This window comes from Xanthomonas sp. DAR 80977 (assembly GCF_041240605.1).
GTDB lineage: Bacteria > Pseudomonadota > Gammaproteobacteria > Xanthomonadales > Xanthomonadaceae > Xanthomonas_A > Xanthomonas_A bundabergensis.
The window spans coordinates 296,455-322,355 of the sequence record NZ_CP162487.1; the positions used below are offsets into that span (position 1 = coordinate 296,455).

Annotated in this window: 25 protein-coding genes and 1 pseudogene; 16 read left to right on the plus strand and 10 right to left on the minus strand. The window is 70.5% G+C overall.

The window, feature by feature from the left end; translation table 11 throughout:
* Positions 1-19: 19 nt before the first annotated feature.
* A complete protein-coding gene (locus AB3X10_RS01330) occupies positions 20-406 on the minus strand; it encodes a YkgJ family cysteine cluster protein (RefSeq protein ID WP_369978387.1) in 387 nt (128 codons plus the stop codon).
* A gap of 110 nt (positions 407-516) precedes the next feature.
* Complete coding sequence (locus AB3X10_RS01335; RefSeq protein ID WP_369978389.1) at positions 517-1,413, minus strand: LysR family transcriptional regulator; 897 nt, start codon at positions 1,411-1,413, stop codon at positions 517-519.
* A 100-nt stretch (positions 1,414-1,513) separates the two neighbouring features.
* On the opposite strand from AB3X10_RS01335, the gene AB3X10_RS01340 reads away from it, so the two are divergent.
* The 3 genes from AB3X10_RS01340 to AB3X10_RS01350 all read left to right on the plus strand — a co-directional run bounded on the left by AB3X10_RS01340 (position 1,514) and on the right by AB3X10_RS01350 (position 5,568).
* Entirely contained in the window at positions 1,514-2,113 is a 600-nt protein-coding gene (locus AB3X10_RS01340; RefSeq protein ID WP_369978391.1) for a short chain dehydrogenase, read from the plus strand.
* A 220-nt stretch (positions 2,114-2,333) separates the two neighbouring features.
* Positions 2,334-3,986: an olefin beta-lactone synthetase gene (gene oleC / locus AB3X10_RS01345; protein WP_369978393.1), complete on the plus strand. Its 1,653-nt coding sequence runs from the start codon at positions 2,334-2,336 to the stop codon at positions 3,984-3,986.
* Between the two features lie 10 nt (positions 3,987-3,996).
* Positions 3,997-5,568: a winged helix-turn-helix domain-containing protein gene (locus AB3X10_RS01350; protein ID WP_369978394.1), complete on the plus strand. Its 1,572-nt coding sequence runs from the start codon at positions 3,997-3,999 to the stop codon at positions 5,566-5,568.
* On the opposite strand, the gene AB3X10_RS01355 is transcribed toward AB3X10_RS01350, so the two are convergent.
* Positions 5,552-6,694 (minus strand): serine hydrolase domain-containing protein, encoded by a 1,143-nt coding sequence (locus AB3X10_RS01355; protein WP_369978396.1) that lies wholly within the window; start codon positions 6,692-6,694, stop codon positions 5,552-5,554. The genes AB3X10_RS01350 and AB3X10_RS01355 overlap by 17 nt on opposite strands.
* Positions 6,695-6,891: 197 nt before the next feature.
* Here AB3X10_RS01355 and oleD point away from each other — a divergent pair, with 197 nt between their 5' ends.
* Together oleD and AB3X10_RS01365 are read left to right on the plus strand one after the other, a co-directional pair.
* Entirely contained in the window at positions 6,892-7,902 is a 1,011-nt protein-coding gene (gene oleD, locus AB3X10_RS01360; RefSeq protein WP_369978397.1) for a 2-alkyl-3-oxoalkanoate reductase, read from the plus strand.
* A 62-nt stretch (positions 7,903-7,964) separates the two neighbouring features.
* Positions 7,965-8,123: a DUF1328 domain-containing protein gene (locus AB3X10_RS01365; RefSeq protein WP_003468167.1), complete on the plus strand. Its 159-nt coding sequence runs from the start codon at positions 7,965-7,967 to the stop codon at positions 8,121-8,123.
* Between the two features lie 93 nt (positions 8,124-8,216).
* Here AB3X10_RS01365 and ddlA read toward each other — a convergent pair whose 3' ends face one another.
* Positions 8,217-9,350, minus strand: coding sequence for a D-alanine--D-alanine ligase (ddlA, locus tag AB3X10_RS01370; protein ID WP_369978399.1), 1,134 nt, complete (start codon positions 9,348-9,350; stop codon positions 8,217-8,219).
* A gap of 117 nt (positions 9,351-9,467) precedes the next feature.
* Between ddlA and AB3X10_RS01375 the strand changes: the two genes are divergently transcribed.
* The 3 genes from AB3X10_RS01375 to AB3X10_RS01385 all read left to right on the plus strand — a co-directional run bounded on the left by AB3X10_RS01375 (position 9,468) and on the right by AB3X10_RS01385 (position 12,203).
* Complete coding sequence (locus tag AB3X10_RS01375) at positions 9,468-10,109, plus strand: ubiquinone biosynthesis accessory factor UbiJ (RefSeq protein WP_369978401.1); 642 nt, start codon at positions 9,468-9,470, stop codon at positions 10,107-10,109.
* Positions 10,106-11,764, plus strand: a complete 1,659-nt coding sequence (gene ubiB, locus AB3X10_RS01380; RefSeq protein ID WP_369978403.1) for a ubiquinone biosynthesis regulatory protein kinase UbiB — start codon at positions 10,106-10,108, stop codon at positions 11,762-11,764. The genes AB3X10_RS01375 and ubiB overlap by 4 nt, the downstream gene beginning before the upstream one ends.
* An 88-nt stretch (positions 11,765-11,852) precedes the next feature.
* Positions 11,853-12,203, plus strand: coding sequence for a DUF3147 family protein (locus AB3X10_RS01385; RefSeq protein ID WP_369978405.1), 351 nt, complete (start codon positions 11,853-11,855; stop codon positions 12,201-12,203).
* A gap of 47 nt (positions 12,204-12,250) precedes the next feature.
* Here AB3X10_RS01385 and AB3X10_RS01390 read toward each other — a convergent pair whose 3' ends face one another.
* On the minus strand, positions 12,251-12,712 hold the full coding sequence (locus tag AB3X10_RS01390; protein ID WP_369978407.1) for a thioredoxin family protein: 462 nt from the start codon (positions 12,710-12,712) through the stop codon (positions 12,251-12,253).
* On the opposite strand from AB3X10_RS01390, the gene AB3X10_RS01395 reads away from it, so the two are divergent.
* Positions 12,711-13,553, plus strand: coding sequence for a pseudouridine synthase (locus AB3X10_RS01395; RefSeq protein ID WP_369978409.1), 843 nt, complete (start codon positions 12,711-12,713; stop codon positions 13,551-13,553). The genes AB3X10_RS01390 and AB3X10_RS01395 overlap by 2 nt on opposite strands.
* Here the strand turns inward: AB3X10_RS01395 and AB3X10_RS01400 are convergent.
* Positions 13,501-13,641: pseudogene (locus AB3X10_RS01400) on the minus strand (IS3 family transposase); the annotation flags it as partial. The gene AB3X10_RS01395 and the pseudogene AB3X10_RS01400 overlap by 53 nt on opposite strands.
* A 268-nt stretch (positions 13,642-13,909) precedes the next feature.
* Here AB3X10_RS01400 and efeU point away from each other — a divergent pair.
* Genes efeU through AB3X10_RS01425 form a run of 5 tightly spaced genes read left to right on the plus strand, consistent with a single transcriptional unit; the run spans position 13,910 to position 18,305 of the window.
* Entirely contained in the window at positions 13,910-14,740 is an 831-nt protein-coding gene (efeU, locus tag AB3X10_RS01405; RefSeq protein WP_369978411.1) for an iron uptake transporter permease EfeU, read from the plus strand.
* 10 nt (positions 14,741-14,750) lie between these two features.
* Positions 14,751-15,929, plus strand: coding sequence for an iron uptake system protein EfeO (gene efeO, locus AB3X10_RS01410; protein ID WP_369978413.1), 1,179 nt, complete (start codon positions 14,751-14,753; stop codon positions 15,927-15,929).
* Positions 15,930-15,955: 26 nt separating this feature from the next.
* On the plus strand, positions 15,956-17,233 hold the full coding sequence (efeB, locus tag AB3X10_RS01415; RefSeq protein ID WP_369978415.1) for an iron uptake transporter deferrochelatase/peroxidase subunit: 1,278 nt from the start codon (positions 15,956-15,958) through the stop codon (positions 17,231-17,233).
* 40 nt (positions 17,234-17,273) lie between these two features.
* Positions 17,274-18,104 carry an iron uptake system protein EfeO gene (gene efeO, locus AB3X10_RS01420; RefSeq protein WP_104558804.1) on the plus strand — a complete coding sequence of 277 codons (831 nt, stop codon included), beginning with the start codon at positions 17,274-17,276 and terminating at the stop codon, positions 18,102-18,104.
* A 30-nt stretch (positions 18,105-18,134) separates the two neighbouring features.
* Positions 18,135-18,305, plus strand: coding sequence for a hypothetical protein (locus AB3X10_RS01425; protein WP_369978417.1), 171 nt, complete (start codon positions 18,135-18,137; stop codon positions 18,303-18,305).
* Between the two features lie 293 nt (positions 18,306-18,598).
* Here AB3X10_RS01425 and AB3X10_RS01430 read toward each other — a convergent pair whose 3' ends face one another.
* Positions 18,599-19,129, minus strand: coding sequence for a DUF2059 domain-containing protein (locus AB3X10_RS01430; RefSeq protein WP_369978419.1), 531 nt, complete (start codon positions 19,127-19,129; stop codon positions 18,599-18,601).
* 410 nt (positions 19,130-19,539) lie between these two features.
* Between AB3X10_RS01430 and arfB the strand changes: the two genes are divergently transcribed.
* Complete coding sequence (gene arfB / locus AB3X10_RS01435) at positions 19,540-19,971, plus strand: alternative ribosome rescue aminoacyl-tRNA hydrolase ArfB (protein WP_369978421.1); 432 nt, start codon at positions 19,540-19,542, stop codon at positions 19,969-19,971.
* A gap of 3 nt (positions 19,972-19,974) precedes the next feature.
* On the plus strand, positions 19,975-20,577 hold the full coding sequence (locus AB3X10_RS01440; RefSeq protein ID WP_369978423.1) for a lysophospholipid acyltransferase family protein: 603 nt from the start codon (positions 19,975-19,977) through the stop codon (positions 20,575-20,577).
* A 251-nt stretch (positions 20,578-20,828) separates the two neighbouring features.
* Here AB3X10_RS01440 and AB3X10_RS01445 read toward each other — a convergent pair whose 3' ends face one another.
* From AB3X10_RS01445 to AB3X10_RS01455, 3 genes are all read right to left on the minus strand, one after another.
* Complete coding sequence (locus tag AB3X10_RS01445) at positions 20,829-23,867, minus strand: TonB-dependent receptor (protein WP_369978425.1); 3,039 nt, start codon at positions 23,865-23,867, stop codon at positions 20,829-20,831.
* Positions 23,868-23,984: 117 nt separating this feature from the next.
* On the minus strand, positions 23,985-25,052 hold the full coding sequence (locus AB3X10_RS01450) for a FecR family protein (RefSeq protein ID WP_369978427.1): 1,068 nt from the start codon (positions 25,050-25,052) through the stop codon (positions 23,985-23,987).
* Positions 25,033-25,605 (minus strand): RNA polymerase sigma factor, encoded by a 573-nt coding sequence (locus tag AB3X10_RS01455; protein ID WP_369981595.1) that lies wholly within the window; start codon positions 25,603-25,605, stop codon positions 25,033-25,035. The genes AB3X10_RS01450 and AB3X10_RS01455 overlap by 20 nt, the downstream gene beginning before the upstream one ends.
* Positions 25,606-25,901 lie beyond the last annotated feature (296 nt).

Genomic DNA, 25,901 nt, shown 5'->3' on the forward strand with positions numbered 1-25,901 from the left:
GTGGCAGCGTGGCGGCGGCTCAGGCGTCGTCCGGCAGCGGATTGCGCTCGGCGTCGCCGACGCCGGTCCAGTCGCTCGCGCTCAGCAGGTGCAGGCCATGCGCCAGCCGCGACTTGTCGCACTGCGCGCTGCGTTCGCCGAACTCCAGCGAGGCCGGCACCGCGGCGCACACCGACGGGCGCCGGTCGTGGATGGTGCAGCGGCTGTAGCGGCCGATCTCGGCATCCAGCGCCACGCAGCGCGGCCGCGCCTGCGAGGTGCCGCGCATGACCCGCTCGTGGGTGCGCAACGGCTCGGTGAGTTCGAACGGGACCCTGCCGCCCAGCGCGGGATCGGCTTCGCTCCAGTGGAAGCTGACGCGGAAATAGGCGCAACAGGCGCCGCAGGTGAGGCAGGGATGTGCCATGGGAGGCCGGGCCTTGCGCGGCAAACAGCGTTGGGGGGCGCGGCATTCTGACCTAACCGGCGCGCGCCGCAAGCGCGGCGGCGTTCAGCAGGCGCTGGCGCAGCGCCGGCTCAGGCCAATCGCGGCGCGGCGTGCTGCTGCAGGAAGGCCACGAAGCTGGCGAGCTTGGGCAGCGGTTGCCGGTCCTGCCGGTACAGCGCGTGCACCGGGCGGCTGGCCGGCAGGTAGGCGTCGAGCAGCGCGACCAGGCGTCCGGCGGCCAGGTCCTCGGCCACCAGCACCTGCGGCTGCAACAGCAGCCCGGCGCCCTGCAGCGCGGCCTGGCGCAGCGCGGCGCTGCTGTTGCAGCGCAGGGCGGTCTCGGCGGGCCAGCCCACGGTCTCGCCGGACGCCTCCAGCCGCCACGCCGAACGCGGGTTCCAGGCGGCATGGCCGAGGCAGCGGTGCGCGGCCAGGTCGGCGGGCGTGGCCGGCACGCCGTGGCGCGCCAGGTAGGCCGGCGCGGCGCAGATCGCCATGCGGTAGTGGCCCAGCGGCCGCGCCACCAGGTCCAGCGCGGGATCGAGCGCGCCGACCCGGATCGCCAGGTCGATCCCGTCCCCGATCAGGTCGACCACGCTGTTGCTCAACTCCAGCCCGATGCGCACCTGCGGGAAGCGTTGCTGGTACTCGGCCACCGCCGCGGCGATCACGCATTCGCCCAGCGTGGTGGCGGCACTGATCCGCAGCAGCCCGCTGGGCGAAGCGGCCAGGCGCTCGACCGAACCCTCGGCCCAGCGCAGCTGTTCGAGCACGCGCTTGCCCTCCTCGTGGAAGCGGCGGCCGGCTTCGGTCAGGCCCTGGCGGCGGGTGCTGCGCTCCAGCAGGCGTGCGCCCAGGTGGGTCTCGAGCTGCCGCACCAGCTTGCCGACCATCACCGCGCTGATGTCCAGCCGGCGCGCGGCGGCGCTGAAGCTGCCGGCCTCCACGGCGGCGACGAAGACCTCGATGCTGCGCAGCTTGTCCACGATTGCGAACCCTGGGTTTGCAGTGCCGGAAATTCTGCGCCATTTTTCGCCGCCCGGTACATGGCCAGACTGCCTGCCTCACAACCGCAGGAGCAGTGGCATGAAGGCGATCGTCATCGGCGGGACCGGCACCCTGGGCCGGGCCGTGGTGCAGGAACTGGCGCGCGACCATGAGGTGATCGCGGTCGGCCACACGCGTGGCGCGCATACCGTGGACATCACCGACGACGCCAGCGTGCAGGCGCTGTTCGCCGCGCTGGGGCCGGTGGACGCGATCGTCTCGACCAGCGGCGAGCTGCACTTCGGCGAGCTCGCCACGCTGCAGCCGGCGCAGTTCGCGCAGGGCCTGCAGCACAAGTTGCTGGGCCAGGTGCGGCTGGCGCTGATCGGCCAGCACCATCTCCGCGACGGCGGCTCGATCACGCTGACCGGCGGCATCGTCGCCGACGAGCCGATCCGCGGCGGCAGCAACGCCACCACGGTCAATACCGCGCTGGAGGGCTTCGTGCGTGCGGCGGCGTGCGAACTGCGCGGCGGCCGCCGCATCAACGTGGTCAGCCCGACCGTGCTGAGCGAATCGGCCGAACGCTACGCGGCGTTCTTCCCGGGCTTCGAGAGCGTGAGCGCGGCGCGCGCGGCGCTGGCCTACCGGCGCAGCGTGGCCGGGATCCAGAGCGGGCGCGTGTTCCGGGTCACCTAGGGCGTGTCGTCCATTCCCGAACAGGCCGCGCCGCTCGTGCGCGCCAAGCGCGCCAGCTGGACAGAGGACGCGGACGCGTGTGCAGGCCCGAACCATGGTGCGCCCCGCGCACGCGCAAGAGCGGCCCTGCGGGTTGCGCCTGACGGACCCAACGCGGCCCGCTCGGGGATGGATGACCCGCCCAGGCGGCATGGCCGGCGTCATCGGCGATAATCGGGCGATGACCACGACCACCACCTGCAACATCGCCGCGACGCTGCCGCTGCTGGCGCGCGAGCGCCCCGACCAGATCGCCATCCGCTGCGCGGGCCGCCGTGGCGCCGACGGCCTGGCCGCCTACGACGTGACCTTGAGCTACGCGCAGCTGGATGCGCGCAGCGATGCGATCGCCGCCGGGCTGGGCGGCTACGGCATCGGCCGCGGCACCCGCACGGTGGTGATGGTGCGGCCCTCGCCGGAATTCTTCCTGCTGATGTTCGCGCTGTTCAAGGCCGGCGCGGTGCCGGTGCTGGTGGACCCGGGCATCGACAAGCGCGCGCTCAAGCAATGCCTGGACGAGGCGCAGCCGGAGGCGTTCATCGGCATCCCGCTGGCGCAGCTGGCGCGGCGCCTGCTGGGCTGGTCGCGCTCGGCGCGGCGCATCGTTACCGTGGGCCGGCGCTGGGCCTGGGGTGGCACCACGCTGGCGCGGATCGAGCGTGCCGGCCGCGGCGCCGGCAGCCAGCTGGCCGCCACCGCGGCCGACGACGTGGCCGCGATCCTGTTCACCAGCGGCTCCACTGGCGTGCCCAAGGGCGTGGTCTACCGGCATCGCCATTTCGTCGGCCAGATCGAACTGATGCGCAACGCGTTCGACATGCAGCCCGGCGGCATCGACCTGCCGACCTTCCCGCCGTTCGCCTTGTTCGATCCGGCCCTGGGGCTGACCTCGGTGATCCCGGACATGGATCCGACCCGTCCGGCCAGCGCCGATCCGCGCAAGCTGCACGATGCCATCGACCGCTTCGGGGTGACCCAGCTGTTCGGCTCGCCGGCGCTGATGCGGGTGCTGGCCGACTACGGCCGGCCGTTGCCGAACGTGCGCTGCGCGACCTCGGCCGGCGCGCCGGTGCCGCCGGAGATCGTGGCCAGGATCTGCAGCCTGCTGCCGGAGGACGGCAAGCTGTGGACGCCGTACGGCGCCACCGAGTGCCTGCCGGTGGCGGCGATCGAGGGCCGCGAACTGCAGGGCACGCGCGCGGCCACCGAAACCGGCGCCGGCACCTGCGTCGGCGCGGTGGTGGCGCCGAACGTGGTGCGCATCATCGCCATCGACGACGCGGCGATTCCGGACTGGTCGGGCGTGCGCGAGCTGCCGGCGGGCACGGTCGGCGAGATCACCGTGGTCGGGCCGACCACCACCGACACCTATTTCAACCGCGACGCGGCCACCCGCATCGCCAAGATCCGCGAGCGCCTGGACGACGGCAGCGAGCGCATCGTGCATCGCATGGGCGATGTCGGCTATTTCGACGCGCAGGGCCGGCTGTGGTTCTGCGGGCGCAAGACCCAGCGCGTGGAAACCGCGCACGGGCCGCTGTACACCGAGCAGGTCGAGCCGATCTTCAACACCTTGCCGTGGCTGCGCCGCAGCGCGCTGGTCGGGATCGGCGCGGCGGGCGCGCAGCGGCCGGTGCTGTGCTACGAACTGCAGCCGGGCACGCCGCCGCCGGCGCAGGCGCAGGCCGAGTTGCGCGCACTGGCGCAGGCGCATCCGCACACCGCCGGCATCGCCGATTTCCTGTGCCATCCGGGCTTCCCGGTGGATATCCGCCACAACGCCAAGATCGGCCGCGAGAAGCTGGCGCTGTGGGCCAAGGACCGCGTGCGCTGAGGCCGCGGCGATGGGCGAGCGCTACCGGCTGGACGATCTGCGCATCGACGTGCAGCGGCAGCGGGTCGAGCGCGACGGCGTGGCGCTGGAGCTGGGCGGGCTGAGTTTCCGCCTGCTGCACTACCTGCTGCGGCAGGGCCAGCGCGTGGTCGGCTTCGACGAGCTGATCGCGCAGGTGTGGGCGCCGGCGCTGGTCAACGAAGAGACCGTGACCCAGCGCGTGCGCCTGTTGCGGCAGGCGCTGGGCGACGCCTCGCGGCAGCCGCGCTACCTGCGTTCGGTGCGCGGCCAGGGCTACCAGCTGTGCGTACCGGTGCGCAGCGACGACGACGGCGACCACGCACCGACGCAGCCACGGCGGCGTTGGCATGGCGCGGCGGTCGCGGCGGTCGTCGTGCTCGGTACCGGGATGCTGGCGGCGCTGGCGTGGTCGTGGCATGCGCCGCCGCAGAAAGCGCAGACCTCGCCGCTGCTGCAACGCGCCGACTACTACGCCGGCATCGGCCAGCGCGACGACAACGAACGCGCGATCGCGCTGTACCGGCAGCGCCTGCAGCAGGCGCCGGACGAGGCGCGCGCGCTGCTCGGGCTCAGCCGCGCCTACAGCGCGCGCGTGTGCCAGTACGGCGGCGATGCGCAATTCGCCGCGCTCGCGCGGCGCCTGGCGGCGCAGGTGATCGCGGCGCAGCCGCGGCTGGCCGCCGCGCATGCCGCGCTCGGCTATGCGCACGATTGCCGCGGCGAGTATGCGGCGGCGCTGGCCGCCTACGAGCGCGCGCTGCAGCTGGATCCGGGCGCCGATGCGGTGCGCGGCTCGGCCGCCTATCTGTACGAACGCAAGGGCCGGCTGGCGCAGGCGCTGGCCGCCAACCTGCAGGTGCGCGATCCGGCACGGGTGCGCTTCCTGCCGATCCAGATCGCCAGCAACCTCAACCTGCTCGGCTACGTCAGCGCCGCCGAAGCGCGCTATCGCGACAGCTTCCAGCTGTATCCGGACAGCGCGTTCTCCAACCTGGCCTGGCCGAGCTTCCTGTTCGCGCATGGCCGCAACGCCGAGGCGCAGGCGGCGCTGGACGAGGCGCTGGGACGCGGCACCGACTACGCCGGGCTGTACCTGCTGCAGGCGGAACTGGCGCTGGCGCAGGGCGATGCGGCGCGTGCGCGCCAGGCCAGCCTGCACGCGCTGCGGCTGCGTCCGCACGGCAGCCTGGCGCAGACCGTGGCGTGGACGCTGGACGCGCAGCCGCGGCCTGCGCCAGCGCTGCTGCGCGCGCGGGCGCAGGACCTGCTGCAGGGCATCGCGCACGGTGCCGATCCGCTGGATGCGCTGGACGCGGCGCTGCTGCTGCAACTGGCCGGCGACCCGGCCGCGGCGCTGGAGGCGCTGCGCCGCGCGCAGGCCGCCGGCTATCGCGATGGCGCCTACCTGCAGGCCTCGCCGCTGCTGGCGCCGCTGCGCGCGCAGGCAGGCTTCGCCGCGCTGCTGGCGCGCAACCAGGCCGACATCGCCGCGCAGCGCGTGCAGGTGCGCCGCGCCGGCCTGCTGCCGCAGGAGACCGGCGCGGCTACGGCAGCGCCTTGAGCACGTAGTCGGCGAGCAGCGCCTGCGACTGCGGGTGCATCTTCGGCGTGTTGTAGGCGCGGCGGGTGATCACCACCACCAGGCGTTCCTCGGGCAGCACGAACACGTAGTTGCCGCCGTTGCCGGACATCGCCCACACCCCGCGTTCCACGCCGCGCACCGGGAAGCGGAAGCGCCACAGCAGATAGCCGTAGTCGGCGTCCTCGCGCGCCTGCGCGTGCACCGTGGTCATCGCCCGCACCCAGTCCGCCGGCAGCACCTGGCGGCCGTGCCAGCGGCCCTGGTCGAGCAGCAGCTGGCCGAACCTGGCCAGGTCGCGGCTGCGGTAGCGGGTGCCGCCGCCGCCCATGCCCACGCCCTCGGCGGAACGGCCCCAGCGGACGGCGGCGATCCCCAGCGGCCGTTCCAGCGCCTGCGCGGCGAAGTCCTCCAGGCGCTGGCCGGTGGCCTTCTCCAGCAGCGCGCCGAGCAGGAAGCTGCCTGCGGTGCAGTAGGAAAAGGCGCGGCCGTGCGGGCTGTCCTCGGGGCGGCGCATCCACGGCGCGTAGCCCTTGATCGGCAGGTCCAGCGCGAACTGGGTCCAGTCGGCGCTGACGTACATGCGTTCCTCGTTGCCGCTGGAGAACGCGTTGTCGTCGTCGCATTCCAGTTGCGAGCTCATCGTCAGCAGGTCCTCCACGGTGATCGCGCGCTTGCGCGGATCCGGGTGTTGCCACTGGCGGTCGCCGAACGCGTCGTAGACCTTGGCCTGCGCACCGGACAGGCGGCCGCGGTCGATCGCCGCGCCGACCAGCATCGCGGTGATGCTCTTGGTCGCCGAGCGGGTGTCGTGCAGGGTCTGCCGGTCGGCATCGCCGAAGTAGCGCTCGTAGACCAGCGCGCCGTCGCGCACGATCAGCACGCTGCTGGTGCCCGGCGCCTTGCCGTCGGCGACGGCCTGTTCCAGCGCCGCCAGCGTGGCCAGGTTCCAGCCGGTGGCCTTGGCGTCGGCGACCTGCCAGCCGTCGTCCAGCGCCGGCGGCGCGGTGGCGGAGGTAGAGGCAGAGGCAGAGGCGACGGGAGCGGCGTGGGCGAGTGGCAGGGCGAAGGCGAGCGCGGTGCACAGCAGGAACGGAAGGCGCGGCATGGTGGAACTCCGGAAGGATGCGGTCCGCGCACTGCGCCAGCACCGTGGCTGAAGTGCCTGATGCCAGAGTGAAGAATTATGAAGTCGTGCAATATCAGTGGCTTGCAGAGTGTCGCGGCAGCGCCCGCCGGCGCGCGGATCGCCTTCCCCGGCGACCCCGGCTATCGTGTGCGCCCTGGTTCGATCGGTGCGGCGCGATGAAGATTGTGGTGACGGGCGGTGGTGGATTCCTGGGCCAGGCGCTGTGCCGTGGCCTGGTCGCGCGCGGGCACGAGGTGATCAGCTACAATCGCGGCCACTATCCGGAACTGCAGGCGCTGGGCGTGGCCCAGGTGCGCGGCGACCTGACCGATGCGCAGGCGCTGCACCACGCCGTCGCGGGTGCCGATGCGGTGTTCCACAACGCGGCCAAGGCCGGTGCCTGGGGCAGCTACGACAGCTATTACCAGCCCAACGTGGTCGGCACCGAGAACGTACTGGCCGCCTGCCGCGCGCACGGCGTGGGGCGGCTGGTCTATACCTCCACGCCGAGCGTGACCCATCGCGCCACCCATCCGGTGGAAGGCCTGGGTGCGGACCAGGTGCCGTACGGCGAGAACTTCCAGGCGCCGTACGCGGCGACCAAGGCGATCGCCGAGCGCGCGGTGCTCGCCGCCAACGACGCGCAGCTGGCGGTGGTGGCGCTGCGGCCGCGGCTGATCTGGGGGCCGGGCGACAACCAGATCCTGCCAAAGCTGGTCGCGCGCGCGCAGGCCGGGCGCGTGCGCCTGGTCGGCGGTGGCGACAACCGGGTCGATTCCACGTTCATCGACAATGCCGCGCAGGCGCATTTCGACGCGTTCGAGCACCTGGCGGTGGGCGCGGCCTGCGCCGGCAAGGCGTACTTCATTTCCAACGGCGAGCCGCTGCCGATGCGCGAGTTGCTGAACAAGCTGCTGGCCGCGACCGGCACGCCGCCGGTGACCAGGACCCTGTCGTTCAAGGCCGCCTACCGGATCGGCGCGGCCTGCGAAACGCTGTGGCCGCTGCTGCGCTTGCGCGGCGAGCCGCCGCTGACCCGCTTCCTGGCCGAACAGCTGTGCACGCCGCACTGGTACAGCATGGAACCGGCGCGCCGCGATTTCGGCTATGTGCCGCAGGTGTCGATCGCGCAAGGCCTGCAGCGCCTGGCGTCATCATGGCGCCGCGACACTTCCGTCACTTCCTGACGACCGTCGGTTTCCGAAGATGTCTGCGCGCCGATTCGGCACGACAACTTCTGGACCTTGCCATGCTGCATTACGCCATCATCTTCTTCGTTATCGCCATCATCGCCGCCGTGCTTGGCTTCAGCGGCATCGCCGGTGCGGCGACCAACATCGCCTGGATCCTGTTCGTGGTGTTCCTGATCCTGGCCGTGATCTCGATGTTCCGTCGCGGCAAGGTCTAGTCGCCCGCGCTGCATCCCGAACGGCCCGCCGCACCGGAGACATCCGGCGCGGCGGGCCGTTCGTTTTTGTGCGCGCCGCTGGCGCGATTCACGTCATTGCGTGGCCGCTGCCTGTTCGCCTGATCCCGGCAAGGCCACCGCGCTGCGCAGCGCCGCGTCCTGCGCATGGCGTTCCAGCGCCAGCTCGATCAGGCGCGTGATCAGCGCGCGGTAGCTCAGTCCGCTGGCCTGCCACAGCTTCGGATACATGCTGATGCGGGTGAAACCCGGCAGCGTGTTGAGTTCGTTGACCACGATGCGGCCGTCGCCGGTCAGGAACACGTCCACCCGCGCCAGGCCGGCGCACTCCAGCGCCTGGTAGGCGCGCAGCGCGACGGCGTGGATGCGTTCCTGGGTGGCGTCGTCGATCGCCGCCGGCACCACCACGTCGGCGCCGGTCTCGCTGATGTATTTGGTTTCGTAGGAATAGAACGCGTCGTGCACCACCACTTCGCCGCACACGCTGGCCAGCGGCGCGTCGTTGCCGAGCACCGCGCATTCGATCTCGCGCCCGTCGATGGCCGCTTCCACCAGCACCTTGTGGTCGTAGGCCAGGGCCAGCGCCAGCGCCGCGGCGAAGCCGGTCGCATCGTGCACCTTGCTCACGCCCACCGACGAGCCCTGGTTGGCCGGCTTGACGAACAAGGGCAATCCGAATTGCGCGGACAGCGCGGCGAAATCCGCCTGCGCCGCATCGGCGCGGCGGATGCAGGCGAACGCCGCGACCTCCAGCCCGGCGTCGCGCAGCAGGCGCTTGGCCACGTCCTTGTCCATCGCCAGCGCCGAGCCGAGCACGCCGGAGCCGACGAACGGCAGCCCGGCCATGCGCAGCAGGCCTTGCAGCGAGCCGTCCTCGCCGAGCGTGCCGTGCACGATCGGGAACGCCACGTCGATCTGCTCCAGCGCCTGCGCCGGTTGCAGCGCGCGCAAGGGCTGGGCGTCGTCGCCGGGGATCACCGCCACGCCGCGGCCGCTGCGCTGCAGCGCGATCCGCGCCGGATCGTCGGCATGCAGCAGGAATGTATCGCGCTCGCTGGCATGCCAGCGGCCCTGCTTGTCGATGCCGATCAGGGTGGCGTCGAAGCGCTGCGGGTCCAGCGCATCGACGATGTTGCGCGCCGACTGCAGCGAAACCTCGTGCTCGGCCGACTTGCCGCCGAAGATGATGCCGACCCGGATCTTGCGCATGCATGTCCTCGCCGCAGGGCGCCGCTGTGGGGTGCATAGCATGAAGGTTTTGCACGCGGCGGCCCAGGCCGATGCACTGTCGCATGGCGTTGCGCCGCGGCCTTGTAGAATGCGCGCATGTCGCCTACTCCCCTCGATGCCCTCAAGCCCCTGGCCGGCCGCGCGCTGGAAGCGGCGCTCAACCGCGCGCTGGCGCTGGACCCGGATACCCGCGAGGCGTTGCGCGGCCTCGACGGCCAGCGCGTGGCGCTGACCCTGGACGCGCCGGCGCTGGCGCTGCAGGTCCGCGTGGACGGCACGCGCCTGCAGGTCGGGCCGGTGGACGCGGCGCAGGAGCCGGACCTGGCGGTGCGCAGCACCCTGGGCGGGCTGTTCGCGCAGCTGCCGTTCCTGGCCCGGGCGCGGCGCGGCGCCAGTCCCGGCGGGCGGGTGCGGGTGTCCGGCGACGCCGAGCTGGCGCGGCGCCTGCAGCAGCTGGCGGCGCGCTTCGATCCGGATTGGCAGCGGCCGTTCACCCAGGTATTCGGCGACGTGCTCGGCGTGCAGTTCGCCAATGCCGCGCGTTCGGCGTTGCAGCAGGCCCAGCGCAGCGCGCAGGACCTGGCGCAGAGCGCGGCCGAGTACGTCACCGAGGAGTCGCGCGACGTGGTCCCGCGCGCCGAGCTGGACGCGTTCTACGACGACGTCGATGCGGTGCGCGACGACGTCGAGCGCCTGGCCGCGCGCGTGGCGCGGCTGCAGCCGGGGCGCGGCGCATGAAGGCGATGTTCCGCGCCAGCCGCATCGGCCGGGTGGTGCTGCGCTACCGCCTGGACGACCTGCTCGACGGCACCCCGGCCGAGCGCTGGCTGCGCCTGGCCAAGCCGTTCGTGCCGCGCGCCAGCCCGGACATCGCCGCACAGTCGCGCGGCGCGCGGCTGCGCCTGGCGCTGCAGGACCTGGGCCCGATCTTCGTCAAGTTCGGGCAGATCCTGTCCACCCGCCGCGACCTGATGCCGCCGGACGTGGCCGAGGAGCTGACCCTGCTGCAGGACCGGGTGCGCCCGTTCGACGGCGAGGCCGCGCGGCGCATCGTCGAGCAGGCGCTGGGGCAGCCGATCGGGGTGGCCTTCGCCAGTTTCGACACCACCCCGCTGGCCTCGGCCTCGATCGCGCAGGTGCATGCGGCGACCCTGCACGACGGCCGCGAGGTGGTGGTCAAGGTGCTGCGCCCGGACATCGAGCGGCAGATCGATGCCGACATCGCGTTGCTGACGTCCGCCGCCGCGCTGGTCGATCGCGCCCATCCGCGCGCCGACAAGATCCGTCCGCGCGAGGTGGTCGCCGAGATCGAGACCACCCTGGCCGCGGAACTGGACCTGCAGCGCGAAGGCGCCAACGCCAGCGTGCTGCGCCGTTTCTGGCTGCATTCGGACGACCTGTACGTGCCGGAGGTGATCTGGAGCCACACCGCCGAGCGCGCGCTGACCCTGGAGCGGGTGCGCGGCATCCCCTCCGACGACATCGCCTCGCTCGACGCCGCCGGCATCGACCGCAAGGCGCTGGCGGCCAAGGGCGTGCGCGTGTTCTACACGCAGGTGTTCCGCGACAATTTCTTCCATGCCGATGCGCACGCCGGCAACATCTGGGTCGACAGCGATCCGGCGCGGCGCATCAACCCGCGCTTCATCGCGCTGGACTTCGGCATCATGGGCCAGCTGTCGCAGGAAGATCAGTACTACCTGGCCGAGAACTTCATGGCCATCTTCAACAAGGACTACCGGCGGATGGCCGAGCTGCACGTGGAGGCGGGCTGGATGCCGGCCAACGTGCGCATCGACGAACTGGAAGCGGCGGCGCGCTCGGTGTGCGAGCCGTACTTCACCCGGCCGCTGTCGCAGATCTCGCTCGCCGAGGTGCTGATCAAGCTGTTCCGCGTGGCGCAGCGCTACCAGCTGACCCTGCAGCCGCAGCTGATCCTGCTGCAGAAGACCCTGCTCAACATCGAGGGCGTGGGCCGCCAGCTGGATCCGGAGCTGGACATCTGGGCGGTGGCGCGGCCGGTGCTCGAGCGCATCCTGATCGAGCGCTACAGCCCGCAGCGCGCGCTGCACGAACTGCGCAAGCGGCTGCCGGAAATCATGACCCACGCACCGGACATGCCGCGCCTGGTGCACGGCTGGCTGCGCCAGCAGGTCGAGGGCCGGCACGAACTGTCGATGCGTTCGCGCGACCTGTTCGAGCTCAACGCGATCCTGCTGCGCATGCAGCGCCGCGTGGTCACCGCGATCACCGGCGTGGGCCTGCTCACGGTCGCCGCGCTGCTGTACGCGCTCGACGCCGGCGGGCCGCAGCTGGGCGGGGTGTCGCTGTGGACATGGATCGCCGGCGGCATCGGCGTGGCCAGCCTGCTGTCGGCGTGGTGGCGGCGCTAGACGCGTCGCCGCCGGACGCCGCGGCCTGGGCGCGCGGCGCGCGCGTCGCCGAGCGGCACCACGGTTTTCTCCAGCTTCGGAGCTGCGCATGCCCTGGATCGTCGGCAAGTACCTGATCACCGCCGCGCTGGTGGTGGCGATTTCCGAAGTGGCGCGGCGCAGCGACCGCCTCGGCGGGCTGATCGCGGCCTTGCCGCTGGTGACCGTGCTGACCCTGATCTGGCTGCAGCTGGAGCGGCAGCCGCAGGCCAAGATCGCCAACCATGCCTGGTACACGTTCTGGTACGTGCTGCCGACGCTGCCGATGTTCCTGGCGTTTCCGCTGCTGTTGCCGCGGCTCGGCTTCTGGTGGACGCTGGCCGCGTGCGCGCTGCTGAGCATGGCCTGCTTCGCCGCGTTGGCGCTGGGCCTGCGCCGCTTCGGCATCCAGTTGCTGTAGCGCCGGGACTGCCGTCGGTCGGCAGCCCTCGGCGCGGCGGCCGCGGCTCAGCGCCCTGCCGGCACTCCGGCCACCTTGGCGAAGAAGTCGTAGATGCCTTCGTCGCTCATCTTGCGCGCGTTGGCCAGTTCGCCGGCCTTGGTGGTGTAGACCGGCTTGCCGTCGGCGCCGACCACCACCGCTGCCGGGATGCCCTTCTGGATCGGGTCGCCGTAGGCCTGGCTCAGCGCCAGGTTGTGGTCGAAGTTGCCGACGTCGATCTTGACCACTTCGAAATGCGCGTTCACCAGCGCGGCGTTCTTCGCCGTGTGCAGCGAGGCGTCGAGCGCGCGGCAGTCGCCGCACCAGTTGGCGCCGAAGATCAGCAGGGTCGGCTTGTGCGCCTTCTTGCCGGCGGCCAGCGCCTGCTTCACCTGCGCGTTGGCGTCGGCCGCGGCGTCGTAGGGCAGGTCCAGCGCGTGGGCCAGCGGCACCACGGTCAGCAGCGACAACAGCAGCCAGCGTTTCATGGGGACTCTCCGCAGCGTGGGGGGAGGGCCATCGTCGAGCCGCGACCCGGCGGCGTCAACGGCCTGGCATGGGATACAGCGTGGCGCGCGCATTGTGGCCGGGGGACGCGGCGCGGATAATCCGGCGGTGAGCACTTCCCCCGATTCGTTGCAGATCCTCCATCTGGACCCATTCCTGGCCGTGGTCGACAAGCCCGCCGGGCTGATGGTCCACGACAGCAAGCTGGCCCGTGGCGAGGACGACTTCCTCGCCGATCGCCTGCGCGCGCAGCTGGGGCGCCCGATCTTCCTGGTGCACCGGCTCGACCGCGCCACCAGCGGCTGCCTGCTGCTGGCCTTCGACCGCGACACCGCCAGCGCGCTGGGCAAGGCGTTGATGGGCGGGGAGGTGGACAAGGACTACCTGGCGATCTGCCGCGGCTGGCCGGCCGAGGAGCGCTTCGACGTCGACCACGATCTCGACGGCGGCCCCGGCAAGCCGCTGAAGAAACCGGCGCAGACCCGCTTCCAGCGCCTGGCCTGCGGCGAACTGGCGGTGCCGTCCGGCGAATTCGACACCTCGCGCTACGCGCTGCTGCGCTGCAGCCCGGTGACCGGGCGCTTCCGCCAGATCCGCCGCCATCTCAAGCACCTGTCGCACCACCTGATCGGCGACACCAGCCACGGCGACGGCCGCCACAACCGCATCTTCCGCATGCACGGCGTGCACCGCATGCTGCTGCACGCCGAGCGGCTGGCGTTCCCGCATCCGGACGGGCGCCGGATCGAAGTGACGGCGCCGCTGGATGCCGAGTTCGCCAAAGCGTTCGCACTGCTGGGCTGGGCGGCCGTCTTGGACTGAGGCTGCGGATGCGGACGATCATCGCCACGCCGGCTTCGGCCTCGTGCAGGAAGCCAATGATCTGTTCTTCGGAAAAACGCTTCTTCACGTCCAATCCCCTTGGGTTAGGGAATTGGACTCCAAACCTGACTGCTGCTCGAAGGTGGGGGACGTCGCAAGGGCGACATCTCCAGCAGCGGACGCAAGATCTATCGCTCGCCCGGTCAGCGTGACTATCTGAAGGGATGGGCGCGTAAGCGCTGCGGAGGCTATGTATAGGCCCGCAAGCGGTGCAGCAGTTGATCTTTTCTGTATCGAAAATGATAATTGTTATCAATTGACGATTCAGCTCGTCGCTACAGGTGTGAAGTCGCCGGATGCTTGTACCTTTCCTGATCATGCTTCGCGAGGGTATCGAGGCCGCGCTGATCGTCGGCATCGTGGCCAGCTATCTCAAACAGAGCGGTCGCGGAACGCTGATGCCGGCGGTGTGGGTCGGTGTACTGCTGGCCACGGCGCTGTCGCTGTTCGCTGGTGCGGGGTTGCAGCTGACGGCTGCCGAGTTTCCGCAGAAACAGCAGGAGCTGTTCGAAGGCGTGGTCGGTCTGATTGCCGTGCTGATGCTGACGTCCATGGTGTTCTGGATGCGCAAGACCGCGCGCAGCATCAAGGGCAGCCTGCATGCCTCGATTGACAAGGCACTCAGCAGCGGCGACGGACAGAGCTGGGCGCTGATCGCCATGGTGTTCCTGGCGGTGGCGCGCGAAGGCCTGGAGTCGGTGTTCTTCCTGCTGGCGATCTTCCAGCAGAGCCGCGGCTGGGAAGCGCCGGTCGGCGCGCTGGCCGGCATCCTGGTGTCGGTGCTGGTGGGTTACGGCCTGTACTCCGGTGGCGTGCGCCTGGACCTGCGCCGGTTCTTCCGCCTGACCGGGCTGTTCATCCTGCTGGTGGCCGCCGGGCTGCTGGCAGGCGTACTGCGCAAGTTCCATGAAGGCGGCATCTGGAATCACCTGCAGCAGGTGGTGTTCGACACGAGCCACGCGTTGCCGATGGACAGTCCGGTCGGTGCGGTGCTGTCGGGCCTGCTCGGTTACCAGGCCGCGCCGGTGCTGGGCGAAGTCATCGTCTACCTGCTGTTCCTGGTCATCACCGTGATCCTGTTCCTGCGGCCCGCCGCACCCGTGTCCGCGCTTTCCACTTCCCGTTGAAGACCACGCCATGAAGACGCACGCCCAGTCCGGATCCTCCCGCCTCATGCTGTTGGCGGTGGCCGCCTCGGCCTTGCTGGTCATCGCCGGCGTGGCGGCGTTCTGGTACGCCTCCGGCGTGGCCCACAAGACGCCCAGGGCGGCCGGCAACGCGGTCACCGTCACCATCGAGGGCAACACCTGCCAGCCCAACGACATCAACGTGCCGGCCGGGCGCACCACCTTCACCATCGTCAACAATTCCCAACGCGCGCTGGAGTGGGAAATCCTGGATGGCGTGATGGTGGTCGAAGAGCGCGAGAACATCGCGCCGGGCTTCTCGCAGATCATGACGGCCAAGCTGTCGCCGGGCGAGTTCGACATCACCTGCGGCCTGTTGAGCAATCCGCGCGGCAAGCTGCGCGTCACCCCGTCGGCCGCATCCGATGCCGAAGACGCACGCCCGTCGCTGGTCAACTACGTGGGCGCACTGGCCGAATACCGCGTGTTCCTGGTGATGGAGTCGGGCACGCTGCAGGACGCGGCCGCCAACCTGGATGCGGCGATCCAGGCCGGCGACCTTGCCCAGGCCAGGGCCAGGTACGTGCAGGCGCACCAGTCGTACAAGCGCATCGAGCCGATGGCCGAGCTGTTCGCCGATCTGGACACGCGCCTGAACGCACGCGCCGATTACTACGAAAAACGCGAGGCCGATCCGGCGTTCAGCGGCTTCCATCGCATCGAACATGCGCTCTACGCGCAGCAGGACGTCGCCGCCGCCAGGGACGCCAGCACCCGGCTGGTCGCCGATGTCGGTGCGCTGGCCCAGCGCCTGGATGCACTCAACGTGCCGCCGGAGCGCCTGGCGGCATCGGCCAGCCGGCTACTGCGCCGTGTGGCCGATAACCTGCCGGCCGCTGGCGAAGACCGGGACGGCCGCGCCGAGCTGGCCAACCTGCAGGGCACGCTGGAAGGCACGCGCAGGATCCAGGAACTGCTGCAGCCGCTGCTGGCCAAGAGCAATCCGGCGCTGGACAAGACCCTGGCCGAACGCTTCGCCGCGTTCGATGCCGCATTGGCGCCGTACCGCGAAGGCGATGGCTTCCGCGAGGCTCCGCTGGATGCCGCGCACCGCACCGCGCTGGCTGCGCCGATCCGTGCGCTGGCAGACGAGCTGGGCAAGGTCAACGCGGCGTTGGGCCTGGAATGAGCCGCGGTCCTTCCGATGATGCTGAAGTGCCGCAGTCGGGGCGTCGTCGCCGCCTGCTGCAGGGCCTGGGCGCGGCGGGTGCCGCGCTGGCGGCGCTGCCTGCTGCCGCTTCCACCAAGGCCGCGCCCGCCGATGCGCAGGTGGCCGATGCGCCGCGCAGCGACAGCACCGGCCAGCATGTGCCGTTCCTGGGCGTGCACCAGGCCGGCGTCACCACGCCGCGTCCGACCGCCGGCATGCTGGCCTCGTTCTTCGTGCTGGCCGAAACGCGCCAGGACCTGGAACGCCTGTTCCGCACGCTCACCGGGCGCATCGCCTTTTTGACCCAGGGCGGCGTGCAGCCGCTGCTGGACCCGAAACTGCCGCCGCCGGGTTCAGGCATCGTCGGCCCGGTCGTGCAGCCCGATGCGCTGACCGTGACCGTGTCGGTCGGCGATTCGCTGTTCGACGAACGCTATGGCCTGGCCGCGCTCAAGCCGCGCCGCCTGCAGCAGATGAAGTCGCATCCCAACGATGCCCTGGACGAGGCGCTGTGCCATGGCGACCTGTCCATCCAGTTCTGCGCCAACACGCCGGACACCAACATCCACGCGCTGCGCGACATCATCAAGAACACGCCGGACCTGCTGGTGCTGCAGTGGAAGCAGGAAGGCACGGTGCCGCCGATTGCCGCCGCGCCGGGCAAGCCGCCGGAAAGCGCGCGCAATTTCCTGGGTTTCCGCGACGGCTCGGCCAATCCGGATTCGGCCAACGCCAAGCTGATGCAGCACATCGTCTGGGTGGGCGAAAACCATGACGAACCAGCGTGGGCGCGCAACGGCAGCTACCAGGCCGTGCGCATCATCCGCAACTTCGTCGAACGCTGGGACCGCACGCCACTGCAGGAGCAGGAAGCGATCATGGGCCGCCACAAGGACAGCGGCGCGCCGCTGGACGGCGGCCGCAGCGAGCACGACGTGCCCGATTACACGCGCGACGCGGAAGGCAAGCGCACACCGATGGATGCGCATATCCGCCTCGCCAATCCGCGCACGCCGGCCAGCGATGCCAACCTGATCCTGCGCCGCCCGTTCAACTACTCCAATGGCGTGACCAAGTCGGGTCAGCTGGAAATGGGCCTGTTGTTCATCTGCTACCAGGCCGACCTGGAGCAGGGCTTCCTGACCGTGCAGCGCCGGCTGGATGGCGAGCCGCTGGAGGAATACATCAAGCCCATCGGCGGCGGTTTCTTCTTCACCCTGCCGGGCGTGGTCGATGCGCACGACTGGCTGGGCAGCGGCCTGCTGCAGGCCGCGACCGGCTGAGGCCGGGCGTTCTTTTTCCTTCCCGTTATGGACAACCACCATGGCTGATTCCCGTCGTTTCCTGCTGGCCCTGTTGATCGCCGCCGGCCTGCAGGCGCACAGCGCCCATGCCGTGCCCGTGTCTCCGCTGGAGCTGGTGGGGCCGCTGTCGAACTACAAGATCTACGTGGCCGGCAACGTGCGCACCCTGAACACCGAAACGCGCGCCTTCACCGCCGCCATCAAGGCCGGCGACGTGGAAAGGGCCAAGCAGCTGTATGCGTCCACCCGAACCAGCTACGAGAGGATCGAGCCGATCGCCGAACTCTTCAGCGACCTGGACAGCGCCATCGATTCGCGTGCCGACGACCATGAAAAGGCGGAGAAGGACCCGGGCTTCGGCGGCTTCCACCGGATCGAATACGTGCTGTGGACACAGAACACGACCAAGGGGCTTGAGCCGGTCGCCGACAAGCTGATGGCCGACGTGCAGGAGCTGCAGACCCGTCTCGCCAGGCTGACCTTCCCGCCGGAAAAGGTGGTGGGCGGCGCGGCGGTGCTGATGGAGGAAGTGGCCGCGACCAAGATCTCCGGCGAGGAGAACCGCTACAGCCACACCGACCTGTGGGATTTCCAGGCCAACTTCGAAGGCGCCTACAAGATCGTCGAATTGCTGCGCCCGCTGGTCCAGCAGCAGGACAAGGCGTTCTCGGACAAGACCGACGCCAACTTCAAGACAGTGTTCGACACGCTGAAGAAGTACCGCACCGCCGACGGCGGCTTCGAGACCTACGCCAAGCTGAGCGAGCGCGACCGCAAGCTGCTGGCAGGGCGTGTCAACACGCTGGCAGAAGACCTCTCGCGTCTTCGCGGGATGCTAGGTCTGAACTGAGTGATTGATCCAGCTGAAGGATGCTGCGCTGTGCATGACGTTGAGATATGGGTCGATGTGGCGTTCTTCCGGAAGAACGCCTGGGCGCAGGCCTTCGCATTGCTGGCTCAGACGCGGGGCGAAAAACAATTGATTGCGGGGGACATCCTGCGTTTTCAAAGCGTGGGGATCTTTTCCCCTGCTTCATCAGGCACAGGTTGAGGCGCACGATCTTCCGATGACTGTCGAAATGACTGTCGCGAGGAGGTCACCATGGGAAGCCGGTGATCAGGGTTTCCGAATCGATAAACCCGAACCGCAGCATAAAGCGCCTGCCTATGGGTAGATTGGTCGCGAGAGGCTGGACGATCATCAGCTCCAGTGTTCCGCTAGCGTTAACAGAGGGGCGGGCCTGATGCCGGCGAAGCGCTTCGACAATAGCTTGGTTCACGCGCTGGGTCGGTGCACCCATCGAGGCGAAAGGATGTTCCCCGATCCATTTTCCGGCGGCCGGGTCAGGGCTTGGCCGGCGGCGTGTTGACGGTCTGCTCCAGGTCCTTCTGCAGGTCGGCGAACAGCGGGGTGATCTTCTGCTGGATCGCGCCCATCAGGTTCTGCATCAGCTGCGGGGTCTTGTCGAGCATGCTCTGGCCGGCCGGGCTCTCGTAGAACTCGGCCATCGCCAGCACGTCCTGCTTGGAGAACGACTGCTTGTACAGGTTCACGTACAGCGGGCGCATTTCCTGCCACGACAGCGCCTTGCGCACGGTGGCCTGGGTGCGCTCCTGGATCTGCTGCACCTTCTGCTGCTGCGCCGCGTCGAGCGGGCGCTGCGCGGTCAGCTGCGCGAACTGCTGGCGCTGCATCGCCTCGATCTGCGGCAGCATGCTGTCGAGCATGTTCTGCGCGCGCGAGGCGGACAGCAGGCGGTTGACGTCGCCGTCGCTGGGCGGCTCGGCCAGCGCGGGGGCCGCGGCCAGGGCCAGCAGCGCGGCCAGCAGCAGGCGCTGCGGCCAGGAACGGAACAGCGGCGGGGTCGGGTTCATCGAGCGTCCTGCAAGGCTATGACCGGCGGCCAGGATACGGGAATCGCCGCGGCCTCGCCGTGCGCTTGCGGCGACCCGGTTTCCCGGCGTGTCGGCCGACGCGGGAGGCGGTGCGCGACGCAGGCGTGCGCTGTGTCGCCGCGGACGGCGCGTCGGCGCCCGCGCGGCCGAGCCGCGGCAGAGGTTCGACGGCGTGCGCCAGGCGCTGCAGGAGGCGGGTCCGGGACGGGGTCCCTCGCGCCAGGACAGAGGTCGCGGCCTCCAACCACCCCGCGTTCGACCTGGCCAACGCGCTGGGTTCATGGAGGCGGGTGGACCCAGCCACAATCGACGGCACTGCCTGCACCCGGCCGTTCAGGCCGCGGGCCATGGGAAATCAAGCCGTCTGGCGGATGCCCTACAATTCGCGGATGGGTAACGGGGCCATCCACATCTCGAGCAACCTGGCGATTCCGGAAGCGGAAATCGTCGAGCGCTTCGTGCGCGCCAGCGGCGCCGGCGGGCAGAACGTCAACAAGGTCTCCACCGCGGTGGAGCTGCGTTTCGACCTGGCCGGCTCGCCGTCGCTGCCGGAGCCGCTGCGTGCGCGGCTGCTGGCGCGGCGCGACCGCCGCATCACCGCCGAGGGCGTGCTGGTGATCGACGCGCAGCGCTTCCGCACCCAGGACCGCAACCGCGACGATGCGCGCCAGCGCCTGGCCGAGTTCATTGCCGCCGGGCTGTCGGTGCCGAAGCGGCGCATCGCCACCAAACCCTCGCACGGCGCCAAGCTGCGGCGCCTGGACGCCAAGCGCGAGCGCAGCCAGATCAAACGCGGCCGTTCGCCCGGCCGCTGGGAGTGACTTTTGAGCGAACGCGATTTTTCGTTGCCCCCCGCGACCCCGAACATGCCGATGGTCAAGCCCAGCCGCCTCGGCCGCTGGCTCGGCCGCACCGCGCTGCGCCTGACCGGCTGGCGGGTGGTGGGCGAGTTCCCGGACGTGCCGAAGCTGGTGATGATCGTCGCCCCGCACTCGTCCAACTGGGACGGGTTCCTGGGCTTCGCGGTCAAGTTCGCGGTCGGCTTCGAGGTGCGCGTGCTCGGCAAGACCCAGCTGTTCTGGTGGCCGCTGGGGCCGTTGCTGCGCAAGCTCGGCGGCATCCCGCTGGACCGCAAGTCGCCGCGCGGCGTGGTCGAGCAGGCGGTGGCGCTGATCCGCGAAGCGCCGCGCATGTGGTACGTGATCACCCCCGAAGGCACGCGCAAGCGGGTGGAGAAGTGGAAGGTCGGCTTCTGGAAGATCGCCCACGGCGCCGAGATCCCGATCTTCCCGGTGTACTTCGACTACCCCAGCCGCACCGTCGGCCTCGGCCCGCTGTTCCACACCGGCGCCGACATGCACGCCGACGTCGCCGCGATCCGCACCTGGTACCGGCCGTGGCGCGGGAAGCACCGCGATACGTTGTAAGGCCGGCCGGCACGTCGATGCGGATGCGGTTCCTGCAGGAGCGGCTTCAGTCGCGACCGGCCTTACCGGTAATGCCCTGTCGCGGCTGATGGCCCGAGGCCACCCGGAGCCGCTCCTACGAGATTGCGCCGACCGACCTGCAACTCACAGCTCGCGCAGTGCTGTGGGAGCGACTTCAGTCGCTCCCACAAGGTCGCCGCGACCTGCAAAGTGTCGAAAAAGCGCCACGCGCGGTGCCGGCGACCGCGCCGCTACAGCGCGCTGCCGCCGAACTTGTGCGTGTACTGCAGGTACAGGCTGCGGCCGACCGTGTCGAACCAGGACACGTCGTAGTACGGATACGCCGTGTAGGTGCGGTCGTGCGGCGGCATCTTGTCGAACAGGTTGGTCACCGCCAGCGACAGCTGCGCATGGTCGCCGATGCGGTATTGCACCGAGGCGTTGTAGCGGTAGGTGGCGCCGATCCACGGGCTGTCGCCGCTGTCCGGATCGTAGACCTGGTCGTAGGAATCGGAGCTGGGCAGGCGCCCCAGGCGCTCGCCGTGCAGCGTCGCCGACCAGGCCTTGCGTTCCCACGACACGCTGGCGCTGGCCTTGGTGCGCGGGATGTCGTAGCCGCTGTTGACCGCGAACTCGTCCACCATCGCTTCGCCGGCGTAGACCTGGATGTCGTGGCGGCGCACCCAGGTGTAGCTGCCGCCGAAGCGGAAGGTGCCGATCGCGGTGTCCAGCCGGTAGTGGGTGCTGAGGTCGATGCCGCTGGTGCTTTCGCGGGCGATGTTGATCGGGTTGACGTAGACCCCGTACAGGTCGCCGTCGGCGCTGCGGGTGACCCGCGCCAGCGCCTGCTGGCAGGTGGTCGAGGCCGCATCCAGATTGCCCAGCCGGCACTCGGCTTCGTCGCGCAGCACCTGGTCCACGCGCAGGTCCTGCACCTGGTTGCGCATGTCGATGTCGAAGTAGTCCACCGACACGTCCAGTTCCGGGCGCGGCGACCAGACGAAGCCGGCGGTCCACGAGGTGCTGGTCTCCGGGTCCAGTTTGCGGTTGCCGCTGCGGCCGCGGATGATCGCCTCGTCGTTGTAGCTGCAGTCCTCGATCGCCACTCCCGGTTCTTCGCTGGCGCAGCGGTAGTAGTCCACCCCGGAGGTCTCGTCGTTGCCGGCGCCGGCGTAGACGTAGTGCAGGTCCGGCGCGCGGAACGCGGTGCCGTAGGAACCGCGCAGCAGCAGCGTGTCCAGCGGCCGCCATTCCAGCCCGCCGCTGTAGGTGAACTTGCCCAGGGTGCGGCCGGAGAAACGATACTGGTCGTAGCGCCCGGCCAGGCTCAGCGCCACCGTCGACAGCACCGGCAGGCGCAGCTCGCTGGCCAGCGCCCAGCGGTTGCGGCTGCCGTGGCCGTCGGAGTCCTTCCAGCTGTAGTAGTAGTACTGGGTGGCCAGCGGATCCGGGCGCAGGTCGTAGCCCTGGTTGCCGAACTCGGCGGTGGCCGACAGTCCGGCGTCGCCGCCGGGCAGCGCGAACAGGCTGGTGTTGGTCACGGTGAACGCCGCGGTGTCGGTGCGCGAGCGCGGCTGGTAGACGGTGCGCTGGGCGATGCTGTCGTACTCGGCGCGGGTCAGCGGCGTGTACAGGCGCTGCGGGTCGGCGTTGAAGATCGGCAGGCCGGAGTCGTCGTCCACGCCCAGCTGCGGGCCGAGAAACAGCGCATTGGCGCGCTCGGCGACGATCTGCGGCCAGCTGATCGTGGCCTGGTACTGCGAATGGCTGAGGCTGGCCTCGTAGTCCCAGTCGCTGGCCAGCTTGCCCTTGAAGCCGGTGGTCAGGCTGAAGGTCTTCTGCCGGGTGCGGATGGTGCCGGCGTTGAGCCCGCCCATTTCCTCGGGGCTGAACTGGCGGCCCCAGGCTTCGATCTGGTCGGTGGCCTGGTTGTAGAAATAGCCTTCCTCGTTGCCGTCCGGAGCCATGTAGCCCCACTGGGTCACGTCGCGGAACAGCGACAGCTCGTGGTAGCCCAGCTGCAGGTCGGCGAACCACTCGGTGCCGCCGTCGAAGGCGTAGCTCAGCGAGGCGTAGGCGTTGATGCCGCGGCGCTTGTTGCTGATGGTGCCGTAGCCGATCGAGGCGCTGCTGCCGCAGAACTCGCCGTAGCCCGGGCGCGAGGCGTAGCCGGTGCTGCCGCCGTTGAGCCCGGACACCGCATCGCAGGTGGCCGCGCCCGGATCCAGATAGTTGTCGTCGTAGTCGGTGCGCAGGAAGGTGCGGCGCGGCACCTGCGAACGCACGGTGGGGCCGTCCAGGGTGCTGTCCTGGCGGCTGCGCTGGTAGGCCCACAGCGGATTCTGGGTCACCGCTTCGGCGCCGAACACCGCATCGAACGCGCCGCGCGAGAAGCCGCTGCTGATGCTGAGATTGAAGCTGTCGCCGCCGCCGCCGCTGGTGTCGCCGAAGCGGTAGTCCAGGGTGGTGCCGTCGGCCTGCTTCTTGAGGATGAAGTTGACCACGCCGGAGATCGCGTCCGAGCCGTAGATCGCCGAGGCGCTGCCGGTCAGGATCTCGATGCGGTCGATCATGCCCAGCGGGATGTTGGAGATGTCGGTGAAGTTGCTGCGGCCCTTGAACGGCATCGGGAAGTCGGCGATGCGGCGGCCGTTGACCAGCACCAGGGTGTGGTTGGGGCCGAGTCCGCGCAGGTCCACCTGCTGCGCGCCGGGCGAGAAGTCCGCGCCGCTGGCCGACTGCGGGCTCTGCGTCTCGCCGCCGTTCTGGGTCATCGCGCGCAGCACGTCCGGCACCGAGGTGAAACCGTTGGCCTTGATCTGTTCGGCGCTGATCACGCTGATCGGCGCCGGCCCTTCCAGTTGCGCGCGCGGAATGCGCGAGCCGGTGACCTGCAGCGTCTGCAGCTCGGCGACCGGTTCGGCGGGCGCGGCGGCGGGCAGCGTGGCGCGCACCGGCTGCGCGCGCGGCGCCGGCGCGGGGTCCTGGCGCCGTACCAGCCAGGCGCCGGAGGCATCGCGCTGGGCGACGAAGCCGCTGCCTTGCAGCACCCGCTGCAGCGCCTGCGCGGTGTCCAGCCGGCCCTGCGCGCCGGCGCTGCGCGCGCCGCCGAGCTGGTCGGCGCGGTAGATCAGCTGCGCGCCGGATTGCCGCGCCAGCGCCTCCAGCGCCGCGCGCAGCGGGCCGGCGGGAATGTTCACCTGGCTGGCCGCGGCTTGGCCGTCGGCAGGCGCTTGCGCCTGCGCCGCGCAGGCGGTCGCACAGGCCATGCTCAGCAGCAGGACACGCATCGGATATCGCATCGAGTTTTCTCCCCTAACACAGGCGCAGGGCCACGCCCCCGCTAGTCATGACGAACGAGTTACGCAAATCCCCCCGTCGCGCCGCACCGCCGCGCGCGGCCGCGCTCAGCGGCTGTGCAACAGCACCTGGTCGCCGCGGCGCTCGGCGCGGATCGGGAAGCCCTGCTCGAGCAGGCGCACGAACGCCTCGGTATTGGACCAACGGAAGTTGCCGCCGACGCGCAGCGCGCCGGCGTCGGCATCGGCCACCTGCAGCTTGACCGTGTTGTAGCGGTTGAATTCGGCCACCGCCGCCTGCAGCGGGGTGTCGTCGAAGGTCAGGTAGCCGTTGCGCCAGTCCAGCGCGCGTTCGGCCTCGGCCAGCGCGACCCGGCGCACCAGCACTCCGTGCGGGCCGGCCAGGGCGATGCTGCCGGCCGGCAGCAGGGTCGGCGGCGCCTGCGGGTTCGCCGCCGATTCCAGCCGCACCGTGCCCTCGGTGACCACCACGCGCAGCGCCTCGGCATCGCGGCGCACCGCGAAGCGCGTGCCCACCGCCACCACCCGGCGCGCGCCGCTGGCGACCACGAACGGCCGCGCCGGATCCTTGCTGACCTCGAAGAACGCCTCGCCGCGCTGCAGGTCGATATGCCGCTGCGCGCGCGACAGCGCCACGTCGATGCGGCTGTCGCTGCTCAGCGTCGCGCGCGAGCCGTCGGCCAGCGCCAGCGGGCGCAGGCTGCCGGTGGCGCTGGCGTAGGCGAGCGGTGTCACCGCTGCCGATTGGCGCCAGCCCAGGCCGAGGATGGCGCCGAGCAGCAGCGTCGCCGCCAGCGCCAGCGGCCAGCGCCGCCGCGCGCGCGCTGGCGGGCGCGGCGCGAAGCGCAGCTGGCCCAGGTCGGTCGGTGCGCCGGGAGCGGCCGCCGCCGCGTTGCCGCTCGCTTCGCTGTCGCTCCCTGCCAACCCGTGCCAGCCGCCGCGCGGCGGAATGCGGCCGTCGCGCTGGCCGGCTCCCAGCGCCTGCAGCCGCCCGCTCTCCTGCCACGCCGCCTGCAGGCGCACGAACGCCACCCGGTGCGCGGTGGCCGCCGCCAGCCACGCTTCCAGCCGCGCCTGCTGCTGCGGCGACCAGTCGCCGCGGTCGCGGCGCGCCAGCCAGGCCGCCGCGCGCAACTCAATCCGCCTGCTGTCCATCCTGTGCCCGTGCCTGCCGCGGCGCCGCGGGCGCATGCGCGCCGTCGTCGCCATGAAAATGATCGGCCAGCAGGCGCATGCCCTTGGCCACGTGCTTTTCCACGGTCTTCTCGCTGATGCCCAGACGCACGGCCACCTCCTTTTGCGACAGTTCCTCGACCCGCCGCAGCCAGATCACGCTGCGGCAGCGGTCGGGCAGGCGGTCGAAGGCGGCCGCCAGCCGTCCCAGGACCTGCCGCCCGCCGCACCAGCGTTCCGGCGACAGCTCGTCTACCAAGACGTGCATCGACTCCAAATCACCCACTGCCTCGATCGACACCACCCGGCTGCGGCGCAGCCGGTCGGTCATCAGGTGCCGCGCGGTGGCGAACAGGAACGACTTGGGCAGGCTCGGCCGCGCCTTGCCGGCGGCCTCGTAGACGCGCACGTAGATTTCCTGGCGCAGGTCGTGCCATTCCTCGCGGTGCGGCCAGCAACGCCGCAGGTAGCCGCTCAGCGCCTGCTCGTGGACGAGGATCTCGTGGACGAACCAATCGTCGAGGGAGGCGGGCATGCAGTCCACATTAGCCGATCGCCCGCCCGCGTGGCAGCGCCCGCGCGCCGGCGCGAGGCGGTACAACGGCATGGAGGGAAACCGCGCCGCCGTTCGTCCCCTGTCTGCAACGGGCCGCCAGGCCCGCGTCCCGTCCGCCCTTCGAGGAGATCCGCATGACCCGTTTCGTCGGCACGTTCCGGCCCTGGATGGTGGCGTTGCTGGGCCTGTGCCTGGCCGCGCCCGCCGCCGCGCGCGACTACCGCCAGTACATGATCGGCGACCCCGCGCTGCCCACGCCCGGCCCGGTCGCGCCG